Below are 13,299 nucleotides of genomic sequence, written 5' to 3'. Positions count from 1 at the left end.
TTGGGTCAGCGGCGGGCCATGCGGCGTTCGCCGCCCGCGCCGGGCTGGTAGTCGAGCTCGTAGTGGGCGAAGATCGCCGCCTCCTCCTCGGCCGGCAGCTCGCCGTCGACGTCGATGGACGGGGCCGCCTTGACCTGCTTCTTCGGATGGTCGACTTGCACATAGCCCGGTCCGACGGTGGCGCCGGCCAACGGGACGAACACCAGCCGGCGCCGGGTCACCATGCCGACCATGACGGTCGCGAAGGACGGCTGGTCGGTGGCGGTGTCGACGTAGACCGCCTCCAGCTCGCCGATCCGATGCCGGTCGACGTCGAGCACGTCGTGCCCGCGCCACTCGCGGATGTCGCTGACCTCGAACACCACAGCCCCTTCGCCGTCGCGGACCCCTCCACCTGTCAACGCGGGGCGCCCGCCTCGTGGATCTCGTCCAAGCGGGTGAGAGTGGTCGGCGCCCGGAAGGTCACCGGGTGACGGGGCGGGCCCGCACCGGCGTCGCATAGCTCTGGTGCCCGCCGCTGGCGAGCATCCGGACCTCGGCGCGATCGCTGATCTCCGCTCGCAGGATCCCCGTGTCGTCGGTGTAGATGGGATGGCCGCCCGGGCCGCGCGCGTCGGTGCGGCGCACCACGACCACGTCCTCCGTGGCCCGGTCTCCACCGTTCTCCCGGTCCGCCTCGTCCGACTTGGTGAACACCAGCTCGTACGTGTCGTACCGCTCCATGCCACGCCTCCTGTTCCCGGTCCGCTGGAATGTCTCAACGACGGGGCCGAACGACTCGTCACCGAGCCACCGTGCGGCGCGCGGTGCCCGCCGCGTCGCGACCGCGGATCCACGGAGCCCCGGGCGGCGGCGCCCGCGGGGCGCCTCGGGCCGAGTCGGTTCAGCGTACGGGGCGGCGGCCGGAAGCAGCCGCGCCGCGCCGCGGCCGGACGCCGCGATCCCCCCGGTCCGCTGTCGACAGCCCCTCAGTAGCCGTACAGCTCCCGACACAGGCGCATCTCCCCGGAGCCGAGCTCCGAGGCGAGCGCGTCGCACAGATAGCCCAGCCTCCTGGTGGACCACGGACGCGGGGCCACGGTGGGCCCCCATGACTCGGTGCCGTCGTGCCAGGACGTCCGGCCGGGGCGGGGGCTCGCTCCGGAGCCAGGCGAGCCGGAGCCGGGGCCGGCCGTCGGCCGCGACGGTGAGCGCGTCCCGGCGCGGGTGCCGCCCGCGCCGCCCTGACCGGCTCCCGCCCCGGACGGGGCACGGGTGCGCGACGGCGCGGGAGGGGTCTCCTCGGTGCGCCCGGGGCCGGCCGTGGCCCCGGGGGCGGGAGCCGTCGAGGGGGCGGCCGCCGACGGGCCGTCCCGCCCCGGCCGGCGCGTCGGGGTCGGGCCGGAGTCGGCGGTCGCCCAGACCCGGTCAGGGGCCGGCCGCGGTGGGGGCGGCGAGGTGGCCGTACGGGCCGGTGCGACGGTGGCCGCGGTAGGGGCCCGGCCCTCCCCGGGCGGCGGCACGGCGGTGCACGCCGACACACAGCACAGCAGTCCCACCACGGACATCAGCAACACTTCGCGGGGCATCGGCCCACCCTCCCCCGGCCGGTGCCGCGGGCGCAGCCCCGGCCCCCGGAGGTCACCTGATCGGCGGACCCGGGCCCGGAAGGCTGACGTGCCGCGGGCCTTGGACCCGGAACCGGTGCGGGGTGGCCCCCGGCGAGGGGACTACTCCTGCACGTACCGCAGCACACCCAGCAGATGGTGCTCGTCCACCGTCTCCGGCGCGGGCTCCACGCAGTCCGCGAGCCGCGCGGTGAGCGCGGCGCCGTCGATGCCGGTGCCGATCATCACCAGTCGGGTCGCCCGGTCCTCGCCCCGCGCCCACCCGGAGGTCTGGAAGCGGAGGTACGCGCCCACCGCGTGCAGGGAGAACTTCCGCGTCGGGTCCGCCGCCGCGAAGTCGACGAACCCCTTCATGCGGTAGAGGCCGGCGGGCCGGTTGTCGAGGAACTCCATGAAGCGCCGGGGGTGCAGCGGCCGCTCGGACACGAAGGAGACGCTCTCGTAGGCGGCGTGCAGATGCCCGTCGTGGTCGTGCCCGTCCCCCTCGTCGCACAGCTCGGCGAACGAGAGCTGCTGGAACGGCTCTTCCCGCACGGGGGCGGGCCGCTGGTCGAAGAGGAAGCCGGGATCCACCCGCCCGTGCTCGGCCACGACCACGGGGGTGCCGGGGGCGAGCCGGCCGAGTTCCTCCAACACTCGCCGGCGCGCGTCCTCCCGCACCCGGTCGGTCTTGTTGAGCACCACGACATCGGCCGCCTTGATGTGTCGGTCGAGCTCGGGGTGGCGCTCGCGGGTGCGGTCGAACTCGGCGGCGTCGACCACCTCGACCAGCCCGCCGTAGGTGACCCGGTCGTCGGAGCTGGCCAGCAGCATCCTGATCATGCTCTGTGGCTCGGCGAGCCCGCTCGCCTCGACCACGATGACATCGATCCGGGCCGCCGGGCGCGCGAGCCGTCCCACCATGTCGTCCAGCTCGGTGGCGTCGGCGGCGCAGCACAGGCAGCCGTTCTCGATCGGGATCATCGAATCGACCTGTCCGGCGACGGCGAGGGCGTCGATGTTGACGCTCCCGAAGTCGTTGACGATGACGCCGATCCGCGTGCCTCCACTCTCCCGCAGCAGATGGTTGAGGAGGGTGGTCTTTCCGGATCCCAGGAATCCCGCGACGAGAATGACCGGTATCCGCTTCCTGGCCAAGGTTCCGCCTCCGTACGACACACAGCTCATGACAGACAGCACGACGGCTGCGGGCATCAGCGTATGCCAGCCGGCCGGGCCGCCTACCAGGCCACCCGGCCGGCCGGCCGACGCCCCACTGACCGACTGGCCGACTGGCCGACTGGCCGACTGGCCGACTGACGTGACTCGGCGCCGAGGCGGCGCGGCGGCGGCCCCCGGGTCGGGTGTGCCCACAGGTCGGGTGTGCCCACAGGTCGGGCGTGCCTACGGTCGAGCGTGCCTAGCAGGTCGGGCGTGCCTGACGGGTCGGGCGTGGCCACGGGTGCGGCCGCATGCCGTCTGGAGGAGCCGCGGAGGATTCGCCACGATGGGCCTGCCGGCCCCGCCCACCACCGCCTACCACCGTCCGCCGCCCGCCGTCCTACCGGCATCCGGGCCCGGCTTGTCGTACGCCGTTCACTTCCGACCGGAGGCCCTGTGTCCGTATCGCCCGCGGCGCTCTTCGTCATGGATCCCGTCCACCTTCCACGGCTGTTCCCCGGCCCGCTGCTGGACCGGCTGGCCGCGTCCGTGCGCGTTCCGCGCGCCGCGGCGCCCCGGCCGGTGGCCGCGGGCGGGGTGGATCCGGCCGAGGCGGAGGTGCTGATCACCGGCTGGGGATGCGTCCCGCTGACCGCCGAGGTGCTCGACGCGCTGCCGAAGCTGCGGGCCGTGGTGCACGCCGCCGGCAGCGTCAAGGCGCACATCACGCCGGAGTGTTGGGACCGGGAACTGGTCGTCTGTTCGGCGGCCGCCGCCAACGCGGTGCCCGTCGCCGAGTTCGCCCTGGCCGCGATCCTGCTCAGCGGCAAGGACGCCTGGCGGCTGAGCGGACGGTACGCCGCCGAGCACCGCTTCCCCACCGCCGCGGAGACCGCGCGGGTCGGCAACCTCCGGCGACGGGTGGGAATCGTGGGCGCCTCCCGGATCGGCCGGCGGGTGATCGCCCTGCTGCGACCGTTCGACGTGGAGGTGGCGGTGTACGACCCGCACCTGCCGCCGGCGGAGGCCCGGGAGCTGGGCGTACGGTCGATGCCGCTGGACGCGCTGGTGGCGGGCAGCGACGTGCTCAGCCTGCACGCCCCCGCGCTGCCCGAGACACGCCACCTGCTGGACGCCCGCCGGCTCGCCCTGATGCCGGACGGGGCCACCCTCGTCAACACCGCGCGGGGCGCGCTGGTGGACACCGAGGCGCTGACGCACGCGCTCGTGGCGGGGCGCCTCTCCGCCGTGCTCGACGTCACCGAGCCGGAACCGCTGCCGGCCGACTCGCCGCTCTACCGGTTGCCGAACGTGCTGCTCACGCCGCACATCGCGGGCGCGCTCGGCAATGAGCTGGAGCGGCTGGGGACGGCGGCGACGGAGGAGGTGGAGCGGCTGTTGTCCGGCGCGCCACCACGCCACCGTGTCCTGCGGGGCGACCTGGACCGGATCGCGTAGCCCAGCTCGCGTAGCCCAGCTCGCGTAGCCCGGCTCGCGTAGCCCCCGCTCGCCGCGCGCCGCGGGCGCTTATCTGGATGTATAGTGTCCTGATTATGAAGATGGGTGAAGGTGTCGAGTGGGGGCTGCACTGCTGCCTGACGCTGGCGTGGCTCGGTGCCGACACACCGGTGCCGACGGCCAGGCTCGCGGCGGCTTTCGAGCTGCCCCCGGCGTATCTCAACAAGCGACTGCAGGCCCTTGTCCGGGCCGGCCTGCTGACCTCCACCCCGGGGGCTCGGGGCGGCTTCCGGCTGGCCCGCCCACCGGAGGCGATCACGTTGATGGACGTGGTCACGGCGGTCGAGGGGCCGGAGGACCCGTTCCGCTGCGCGGAGATCCGTCAGCAGGGGATCGGCGCCGGGCTGCCGGCGGCGGAGTTCGCCCAGCCCTGTGCGTTCACCACCGCCATGCGTCGGGCAGAGCTCGCCTGGCGGCGGGAGCTGGCGGCCCAGACTCTGGCGGACATCATGGCCGCCGCGCCGGCCTCGGCCGCCGAGCGGACCCGGCGCTGGTTCGAACGGCCCGTCGCGCGCTGAGCTCCGGACCGGCCGGCCGCGCGCCGCGCTCCGGCCCCGCCACGACACGCCGCGGCACGCCACCGCCACCATCACCGTCACCGCCACCATCACCGTCACCGTCACCGTCGCCGCCGGAACTCGGTGCGCCGCCGGGACGTTGCCCGTAGACCACAGGCAACCGTTGGGAGGTGCGTCGTGAGCTCCGACGCGGCAGACAAGGCGGAGGCGGGTGACGGCTGGGACGAGGTCGACGAGGTCGTCCTCGACGAGGACTTCGTCCGCGGCGCCGAGGTGGCCGAACCCTCGGCGCGCGCCCGCATGCTGACCGAGCGGTGGCGGCGGGAGGCGCCCGAGCCACAGCCGTGGCGGGCGGACGAGCCGCCCGCCGGCTGGTTCTGGAGCAGGCGCCGCAAGCGCCGCCGGCGCCGCTGAGCCCCGGCCCGCACGCGAGGGATGCCCGGCCCGCACCCCGGGGGCACCTCCGCGCCTGCGCCGTTCCGGCCACCGGAGTGATGACTGCGCCGTTCCTCGCGACAACGCGCCCCGCGAATGGCAGGATGCGCCCAACTCACTGATCAGGTGGGGTCGTTCACCGACCATGCTCCGGAGGTGCCGTGTCCGCTCGCTCCGCGTTGCCTGTCATAGCCACTGCCACCACCGCCGCCCTGCTGCTGGCGGGTTGCACCAGCACCGAGTCGACCGACTCGGACGGTTCGAAGATCAGTCTTGTCTCGTCCGGGAAGCTGACGACCTGCACTCATCTGCCGTACGAACCCTTCCAGTTCAAGGAGGGCAAGAAGGTCGTCGGCTTCGACGTGGACCTGGTCGACCTGGTCGCCGAGGAGTTGGACGTCGAGCAGGAGATCGTGGACACGCCGTTCGACGGCATCCAGTCCGGCGAGGATCTCAACATCCGCAAGTGCGATGTGGCGGCGGCCGGGATGACGATCACCAAGGTCCGCGACGAGAACATGGACTTCTCCGCCCCCTACTTCGAGGCCACCCAGGCCCTCATCACCAAGAAGGGCAAGCCCTACCGGTCCCTCGCCGACCTCAGGGGCAGGAAGCTGGCCGTTCAGGAGAAGACCACGGGCGAGGTGTACGCCAAGGAGCACGGCGACGGCGTGAAGGTGGTCCAGTTCGAGGACCTCGCACTGCTGCTGACCGCCGTGAAGACCGGCCAGGTGGACGCCGGGATCAACGACAACGGCGTGCTCTACGACTACGTCAAGGACAACCCCGACACGGACGTCAGCGCCGAGTTCGACACCGGTGAGACGTACGGCATCGGCGTGCGGACCGGAAACGACGCACTGCGCAAGAAGATCGACGCGGTGCTCGAGAAGGCCAGGGACGACGGCCGCTACGACGCCATCTACAAGAAGTGGTTCGGCGCCGCGCCCGAGAAGACCGAGAAGAGCTGAGACCGGCCGTCCGACGAACTGAGGAGTCACCATGGCAATGACTCGTCGGCGGCGGGCGCGGATGGTGCGCACGGCACAGTACGCCGTGCTGGTGGCGGCGCTGCTCGCCGTCGCCCTGGCCGCGGACTGGGGTGAGCTGCGACGCGCCTTCTTCGACGTCGAGGTCGCCCGGTCCCTGTTCCCCGACATCATCACCACCGCCCTGGTCAACACCGTCGTCTACACCCTGTTCGGCTTCGGCTTCGGCCTCGTGCTGGGGCTGGTGCTGGCGCTGATGCGGCTGTCGCAGGTGCCGCCGTACCGCTGGCTGTCGATCGCGTACATCGAGTTCTTCCGCGGTGTGCCCGCGCTGCTCGTCTTCATCGCGCTGGGCTTCGGCGTACCGCTGGCCTTCCATGTGGCGCTGGACCGCTATGTCACGGTGATGCTGGCGCTGGGGCTGGTCGGCGCCGCGTACATGGCGGAGACGATCCGCGCGGGCATCCAGGCGGTCCCCAAGGGGCAGATGGAGGCGGCGCGCTCGCTGGGCATGTCCCATGGGCGGGCGATGGTCTCGGTGGTCATCCCCCAGGCGTTCCGGATCGTCCTGCCGCCGCTCACCAACGAGTTGATCCTGCTCACCAAGGACTCCTCGCTGGTGTATCTGCTCGGGCTCTCGCTCGACCAGTACGAGCTGGCCAAGTTCGGCCGGGACGCGCTCAACCAGCACCGCAGCCTGACCCCGATCCTGGTCGCCGGGCTGTGCTACCTGCTGATCACCCTCCCCCTCGGCCATCTGGTCCGACGGCTGGAGGCCCGTACCGCGAAGGCGAGGTGAGCCACCGGTGTCCGCGGAAACGCGTCCGGAGGGCCCGGCGATCCGGGTCGAGGGGCTGCACAAGTCCTTCGGCGAGCTGGAGGTGCTCCGAGGCATCGACCTCACGGTGGGGCGGGGCGAGGTGGTCTGCGTCATCGGCCCGTCCGGCTCGGGCAAGTCCACGCTGCTGCGCTGTGTGAACCTGCTGGAGGAGCCCAGCTCGGGAACGGTGACGGTGGACGGCACCGAGGTCACCGACCCGGAGGTGGACATCGACCGGGTCAGGCGACGGATCGGCATGGTCTTCCAGTCCTTCAACCTCTTCCCGCACCTGACCGCCCTGGAGAACCTCACCCTGGCGCAGCGGCGGGTACTGCGCCGTGACAAGGCGCAGGCGGGCGAGATCGCCCGGCGCAATCTGGCCCGGGTCGGGCTGACCGACAAGGAGTCCGTCTATCCGGCCCAGCTCTCGGGCGGGCAGCAGCAGCGGGTGGCCATCGCGCGGGCGCTGTCGATGGACCCCGAGCTGATGCTGTTCGACGAGCCGACCTCGGCGCTCGACCCGGAGCTGGTCGGCGACGTGCTGGCGGTGATGCGCTCACTGGCCGACGAGGGCATGACGATGCTGGTCGTCACGCACGAGATGAGCTTCGCCCGGGAGGTGGCGGACCGGGTCGTCTTCATGGACGAGGGGGTGATCGTCGAGCAGGGCCGCCCCGCCGAGGTCATCGGCGCCCCGCGGCGGGAACGGACGCGCGCGTTCCTGAAGCGGGTGCTCGATCCGTCGGCCGCGCGGGTCGGGGAGGCGCCGGACACGGAGGCGCCGGACACGGAGCCGCCCGGAACGCGCGGGTCGACCGCTGACACGGGGCCGCCCTGGGCGCGGGGCGACTACTGACACGGGGCCGCGCGGCGCACGAGGCGACCACTGGCGCGGGGCCTACCCGGTCGCCCGGCCGGTGGGGCGCACGGCGTGGGATACGGCGTCGTGCGCCTCGCCGGCCGGGCCGGCCACGGCCGAGAGCTCGTGCAGCCGCTCCCCCGTGCGGTACAGCTCGATGAGCAGCGGCCGCAGGGCGAGTCCGGCCGTGGTGAGCGTGTATCGGGTGCGGACGGGGAATCCGGGAAGCCGCTCCTGGGCGACCAGGCCGCGCTCGCGGAGCGTGTGCAGCCGCTCGGAGAGCACCTTGGGACTGATCTCCGGCAGGCGCTCCCGCAGGGTGCCGAACGACTGCGGGGCGTGCATCAGCTCCCGCAGGACCAGCGTGGTCCAGCGGCCCGACACCGCGGCCAGGGCGATCTCCACCGGGCAGTCCGCCTCCGGCCGGGCGGTGCGCCCGCGCGGGGACGGCACCAGGTCTCCGTCCCAGGCGTCGGTATCCGTTTGGTGAGCCACGCCGGAGCCGGCTTGGCTGTCGTCATGAGCTTCCCCACGCATCCCACACACGATCATGCCCCTACTGTCGCCCTGGTCTCCGACCCGGAGCAACATCCGATGGCCTTCGCCGCCGCGTTCAACTCCGGCAGTCCCGAGGAGCTCGCCCGGGTCTACGCCGACGGGGCGGTGTTCGTGCCCCGCCCCGGGGAGTCGGTCACCGGCCGCGAACTGCGGGCCGCCAACACCGAGTTCCAGGCGCTGGGACTGCCGATCAGCGTCCGCCCCCGGCACACCTACGTCGCCGACGACATCGCCCTGCTCATCGTCGACTGGGTCATCGACGGCCGTCGACCGGACGGCGAGCACGTCCGTCTGGAGGGGACCGCCACCGATGTGGCCCGCCGTGGGCCGGACGGCCGCTGGCGGTACGTGATCGACAACCCGTTCGGCACGGCGTCCCCGCCCGCGCCACGGAGCTGACGGTCCGCCGACGGGGCGGGCGTCCGCCGATCGAGTACCCCCGACGACCGTCGCCGGTCGCCGCCGGCCCCCGTGACCGGCCGGGCGGTACGCCCAGCGCACCAATCCTCCGGGCGCGCGGTGCGCGCACCGGTGTGTATCCCGTCCCGCGTGGCAGTCTTCTGGAGACGCGCCCGACGCGATCCCCGGGAGGCCCTCCGTGTTCCTCGACCTGCCCCTGGAGCAGTTGCGGGACTACCGGCCGCCGCTGCCCGAGCCCGCCGGCTTCGACGCCTTCTGGGACCGGACGCTGACCGAGGCACGCAAGTACGAGCTCGACGCGGTGTTCTCGGAGTCGGATGCGGGGCTGGCCCGGCTGAGCACCTACGACGCGGAGTTCTCCGGCTTCGGCGGGCATCGGATCCGGGGCTGGCTGCTGGTCCCGCGGGAGGCTGCGGCGCCGCTGCCCTGTGTGGTGCAGTTCATCGGCTACAACGGCGGCCGGAGCCTGCCGTACAGCTGGCTGCTGTGGCCGTCCGCGGGGTACGCGGTCTTCGTCATGGACAGCCGCGGGCAGGGCTGGAGCCCGCACGGCCCCGGCGCCACCCCGGACCCGGTCGGCGGCACCGGCCCGGAGGTGCCGGGGATGCTGACCAGGGGCGTGCTCAGCCCGGACGACTACTACTACCGGCGGCTGTACACCGACGCCGTGCGGGCCGTGGAGGCGGCCCGCACGCACCCGGCGGTGGACGCCGCGCGGATCGTCGTCAGCGGCGCGAGCCAGGGCGGCGGGCTGGCGCTGGCCGCCGCGGGGCTGGTGCCCGACCTGGCCGGCGCGCTCGTCGACGTCCCCTTCATGACGCACATCCGGCGCGCCGTGGAGATCACGGACATGGACCCGTACGGCGAGCTGGCGCGCTACCTCGCAGGGCAGCGGGACCTGGCGGAGCGCGTGTTCGCCACCCTGGACCACTTCGACGGGCTCAACTTCGCCGCCCGCGCGAGCGCGCCCGCCCTCTTCTCCACCGCGCTGCGCGACGAGGTCACGCCGACCTCCGGGGGCTTCGCCGCGTACAACCACTACGGGGGCGAGAAGGAGCTCAGGGTCTGGTCCTTCAACGGGCACGAGGGCGGGGGCGTGCACCAACAGGCGGAACAGGTCCGGTATGTGCGGCGGCTGCTGGGCTGAGGCCCTGTGGCGCGCGTGGCCCGTGGGCCATCCCCGGTGACGGGTGAGCGGGGTGATACTGCCGGAATGCTTCCTCTCCACGGCATCACCGTCGTCGCACTGGAACAGGCCGTCGCCGCCCCGTACGCGACCCGTCAACTCGCCGATCTCGGCGCGCGGGTGATCAAGGTCGAGCGCCCCGGTCGGGGCGACTTCGCCCGCGACTACGACCGCAATGTCAAAGGGATGTCCGCCTACTTCGTCTGGGTCAACCGGGGCAAGGAGAGCGCGGTCCTGGACCTGAAGGACCCGACCGACCGGGGCCTGCTGGAGGCGATCCTCGCCCGCGCGGACGTCTTCGTGCAGAACCTCGCCCCGGGCGCCTGCGAGCGCCTGGGCCTCGGCTCCGCGGCGCTCCGGGCCCGCCACGAGCACCTGATCACCTGCGACATCTCGGGCTACGGCGAGGGCGGGCCGTACCGCGACAAGAAGGCGTACGACCTGCTGGTGCAGTGCGAGGCGGGGCTGGTGTCGATCACGGGCAGCCCTGAGGAGCCGGCCCGACCCGGCATCTCGATAGCCGACATCGCGGGTGCGATGTACGCCTACACGGGCATCCTCACGGCGCTGTACGAACGCGAGCGCACGGGGGTGGGCTCGGCCCTGTCCGTCTCGCTGCTGGACGCGCTCGGGGAGTGGATGGGCCATCCCTACTTCGCCCAGGAGTACGGCGGCACCCCCGTGGTGCGCAGCGGCGCCCGTCATCCGTCGATCTCGCCGTACGGGCCGTACCGCTGCGGCGACGGCGCGCGGGTCTTCCTCAGCGTGCAGAGCGACCGGGAGTGGGTGGCTCTGTGCGAGCGGGTGCTGCGCCGTCCGGAGTTGACGCGCGATCCGCGGTTCGCCACCAATCCGCTGCGCCGGGCGCACGACGACGAGCTGACGGCGGAGCTGGAGAACCGATTCTCCGCGCATACGGCGGACGGGCTGACCGCACTGCTGGACGCCGCGGGGATCGCCAACGCGCGGCTGCGGACGGTCGGTGAGTTCTCCGCCCATCCGCAGCTGGCCGCGCGCGACCGCTGGCAGGAGTTCGACTCCCCGGTCGGACCGCTGCGCGGCCTGCTGCCCCCGGTGGAGGTGCGCGGCCGACACGCCCCGCTGCGGCCGGTGCCCGCGCTCGGAGAGCACACGGAGGCCGTCCGGGCGGAGTTCGGCCCGGCCTAGCGAACCCGGCGCCCGGCGCCGGATGGCATGGGCGGCGCCGGGCGGCCGGTCAGCCGACCGGGGTCGAGGTCGCGGCCGGGGGCTGGCTCGTGGTGAGGCGGGCGTCGCGCCGTACGAGCGCGGCGTAGCGCCCGTTCCGCGCGAGCAGCTCGTCGTGCGTGCCCCGCTCGGCGATCCGGCCGCCGTCCAGGACCACGATCTGATCGGCGTCCCGGACGGTGGAGAGCCGGTGGGCGATGGTGATCGTGGTGCGGCCCGCCGACAGCTTGTCTATGGCCTGCTGCACGGCCTGTTCGGTGCGGGTGTCGAGGGCGCTGGTGGCCTCGTCGAGGATGAGGACGGGCGGGTCGCGCAGGATCGTCCGGGCCAGCGCGAGACGCTGCTTCTCACCGCCGGAGAAGCGGTAGCCGCGCTCGCCCACCAGCGTGTCGTAGCCCTCGGGCAGCGAGACGATGTGGTCGTGGATCTGGGCGGCGCGGGCCGCCTCGGCGAGCTCCTCGTCGGTGGCGTCGGGCCTGGCGAAGCGGAGGTTGTCGGCGATGGAGGCGTGGAAGAGGTACGTCTCCTGGGAGACGACGCCGACCGCGCGGGCGAGGCTGTCGAAGTCGAGGTCGCGCACGTCGACGCCGTCGATCAGGACCCGCCCGCCGGTCACGTCGTACAGCCGGGGCACGAGGTAGCTGAGGGTGCTCTTTCCGGAGCCGGTCGGTCCGACGACGGCCAGGCTGCCGCCCGCCGGGACGGTGAGGTCGATGGCGCGCAGGGCGTGCCGCACGGGCTTCCCGTTCGCGCCGGCCTTCCCGTTCGCGCCGGGCTTGCCGCTCGCCGTTCCCTGCCCGCTCGCGCCGGTCTTCTCGCTCGCCCTGGCCTTCCCGTTCGCGCCCGGCTTCCCGCCCGCCGTGGCCTGCCTGTTCCTCGGCGGCGTCGTGGGCTGCTTCGGCGTGCCGGTCGCGTCCGGGTGCTCGTCGTAGGAGAAGTGGACGGCCTCGAAGCGGACTTCGCCGCGCACCGTGGTGAGCCGTACCGGATCGGCCGGCTCGGTGATGTCCACCGGCAGGTCCAGGTACTCGAAGATGCGGTGGAAGAGGGCGAGCGAGGTCTGCATCTGCACGCCGGTGGAGAGCAGGCTGACGCTGGGCCGGAACAGGCCCTGCTGGAGGGAGACGAAGGCGACGAGGGTGCCCAGCGAGACGGCCGGGCCACCCGTCTGGAGGGCCATGCCGGCGGTCCAGTAGATGACGGCGGGCATGCCCGCCATGACGATGGTGATGGTGGACATCCGCCAGCGACCGGCCATGCTGGAACGCACCTCCAGCTCGACGAGCCGCTCGGACTCGCGGGCGAAGGCGCTGGTGAGGGAGTCGGAGCGGCCCATGGTGCGGCCCAGCAGGATGCCACTCACCGACAGCGACTCGGTGACCATGGCGGCCATGGCGGCCATCTGCTTCTGTCGCTGTGAGGTGATCTTCTTGCGTTCCCGGCCGACACGGCGGCTGATCCAGACGAACAGCGGCAGCAGGAGCAGGCTGACCACGGTCAGCCGCCAGTCCAGCGCGAGCATCGCGACGATGGTGGCGACGACGCTGGTGAGGTTGGAGACGAGCGAGGTCGCGGTCGAGGTGACGGTGGCCTGCATACCGCCGATGTCGTTGGCGATCCGGGACTGCACCTCGCCGGTGCGGGTGCGGGTGAAGAAGGCCAGCGGCATCCGTTGCAGCCGGTCGTAGACCCCGGTGCGCAGATCGTGCATGACGCGCTGGCCGACGGTAGTGGAGATCAACGTCTGCAGCACGCCGAACACGCTGGTGACGACCGCCGCGAGGACCATGCCCAGGGCCAGCAGGGTCAGCAGGCCGGTGCGCCCCTGGGGGATCGCGGTGTCGAGGATCTCGCGGAGCAGGAACGGGGAGGCGACCGAGACCAGCGAGGAGGCCGCGACCAGCAGCCCCACCAGGGCCAGCCGGCCGCGGTAGGGGTGGAAGAGCCGCAGGATGCGCCGCACCTGGGCGGGCTGGTCCGGGTCGGCGGGCGGTGGGGTCCACTCGGGTGCGTCGTGATGCATGGGCTCCTTCAGGAGTCGGG

15 protein-coding genes are annotated in these 13,299 nt (G+C 72.9%); 9 read left to right on the top strand and 6 right to left on the bottom strand.

Going from position 1 to position 13,299, the window contains the following annotated elements; genetic code table 11:
- Window positions 1-5 precede the first annotated feature (5 nt).
- From LRS74_RS32020 to LRS74_RS32005, 4 genes are all read right to left on the bottom strand, one after another.
- Complete coding sequence (locus LRS74_RS32020) at window positions 6-362, bottom strand: PRC-barrel domain-containing protein (protein WP_277744287.1); 357 nt, start codon at window positions 360-362, stop codon at window positions 6-8.
- Window positions 363-462: 100 nt separating this feature from the next.
- On the bottom strand, window positions 463-723 hold the full coding sequence (locus tag LRS74_RS32015) for a DUF6296 family protein (RefSeq protein WP_277744286.1): 261 nt from the start codon (window positions 721-723) through the stop codon (window positions 463-465).
- Between the two features lie 245 nt (window positions 724-968).
- The gene (locus tag LRS74_RS32010; RefSeq protein ID WP_277744285.1) at window positions 969-1,568 is read right to left on the bottom strand and encodes a hypothetical protein; all 600 of its coding nucleotides are present in this window, start codon (window positions 1,566-1,568) and stop codon (window positions 969-971) included.
- 141 nt (window positions 1,569-1,709) lie between these two features.
- A complete protein-coding gene (locus LRS74_RS32005; protein ID WP_277744284.1) occupies window positions 1,710-2,744 on the bottom strand; it encodes a GTP-binding protein in 1,035 nt (344 codons plus the stop codon).
- Between the two features lie 489 nt (window positions 2,745-3,233).
- Here LRS74_RS32005 and LRS74_RS32000 point away from each other — a divergent pair, with 489 nt between their 5' ends.
- The 6 genes from LRS74_RS32000 (at window position 3,234) to LRS74_RS31975 (ending at window position 7,883) form a co-directional block, all read left to right on the top strand.
- The gene (locus LRS74_RS32000; RefSeq protein ID WP_277745029.1) at window positions 3,234-4,205 is read left to right on the top strand and encodes a hydroxyacid dehydrogenase; all 972 of its coding nucleotides are present in this window, start codon (window positions 3,234-3,236) and stop codon (window positions 4,203-4,205) included.
- Between the two features lie 95 nt (window positions 4,206-4,300).
- Window positions 4,301-4,783, top strand: a complete 483-nt coding sequence (locus tag LRS74_RS31995) for an Rrf2 family transcriptional regulator (RefSeq protein ID WP_277744283.1) — start codon at window positions 4,301-4,303, stop codon at window positions 4,781-4,783.
- Between the two features lie 177 nt (window positions 4,784-4,960).
- Window positions 4,961-5,197 carry a hypothetical protein gene (locus tag LRS74_RS31990; RefSeq protein WP_277744282.1) on the top strand — a complete coding sequence of 79 codons (237 nt, stop codon included), beginning with the start codon at window positions 4,961-4,963 and terminating at the stop codon, window positions 5,195-5,197.
- Window positions 5,198-5,379: 182 nt separating this feature from the next.
- Window positions 5,380-6,189, top strand: coding sequence for a transporter substrate-binding domain-containing protein (locus tag LRS74_RS31985; protein WP_277744281.1), 810 nt, complete (start codon window positions 5,380-5,382; stop codon window positions 6,187-6,189).
- Between the two features lie 31 nt (window positions 6,190-6,220).
- A complete protein-coding gene (locus LRS74_RS31980; protein WP_277744280.1) occupies window positions 6,221-7,006 on the top strand; it encodes an amino acid ABC transporter permease in 786 nt (261 codons plus the stop codon).
- Window positions 7,007-7,013: 7 nt separating this feature from the next.
- Window positions 7,014-7,883: an amino acid ABC transporter ATP-binding protein gene (locus tag LRS74_RS31975; RefSeq protein WP_277744279.1), complete on the top strand. Its 870-nt coding sequence runs from the start codon at window positions 7,014-7,016 to the stop codon at window positions 7,881-7,883.
- Between the two features lie 42 nt (window positions 7,884-7,925).
- Here LRS74_RS31975 and LRS74_RS31970 read toward each other — a convergent pair whose 3' ends face one another.
- Window positions 7,926-8,381, bottom strand: coding sequence for a helix-turn-helix domain-containing protein (locus LRS74_RS31970; RefSeq protein WP_277744278.1), 456 nt, complete (start codon window positions 8,379-8,381; stop codon window positions 7,926-7,928).
- A 99-nt stretch (window positions 8,382-8,480) separates the two neighbouring features.
- Between LRS74_RS31970 and LRS74_RS31965 the strand changes: the two genes are divergently transcribed.
- The 3 genes from LRS74_RS31965 (at window position 8,481) to LRS74_RS31955 (ending at window position 11,217) form a co-directional block, all read left to right on the top strand.
- Window positions 8,481-8,843 carry a DUF4440 domain-containing protein gene (locus LRS74_RS31965; RefSeq protein WP_277745028.1) on the top strand — a complete coding sequence of 121 codons (363 nt, stop codon included), beginning with the start codon at window positions 8,481-8,483 and terminating at the stop codon, window positions 8,841-8,843.
- 199 nt (window positions 8,844-9,042) lie between these two features.
- Entirely contained in the window at window positions 9,043-10,011 is a 969-nt protein-coding gene (locus LRS74_RS31960) for an alpha/beta fold hydrolase (RefSeq protein WP_277744277.1), read from the top strand.
- Window positions 10,012-10,077: 66 nt separating this feature from the next.
- A complete protein-coding gene (locus tag LRS74_RS31955) occupies window positions 10,078-11,217 on the top strand; it encodes a CaiB/BaiF CoA-transferase family protein (RefSeq protein WP_277744276.1) in 1,140 nt (379 codons plus the stop codon).
- A gap of 49 nt (window positions 11,218-11,266) precedes the next feature.
- Here the strand turns inward: LRS74_RS31955 and LRS74_RS31950 are convergent, their stop codons facing one another.
- Complete coding sequence (locus tag LRS74_RS31950; protein WP_277744275.1) at window positions 11,267-13,279, bottom strand: ABC transporter transmembrane domain-containing protein; 2,013 nt, start codon at window positions 13,277-13,279, stop codon at window positions 11,267-11,269.
- Window positions 13,280-13,299: the final 20 nt, after the last annotated feature.

The sequence above is a fragment of the Streptomyces sp. LX-29 genome (assembly GCF_029541745.1).
In the GTDB taxonomy this organism is placed as follows: Bacteria; Actinomycetota; Actinomycetes; order Streptomycetales; family Streptomycetaceae; genus Streptomyces.
This window is presented reverse-complemented; position numbering and strand designations above follow the sequence as displayed.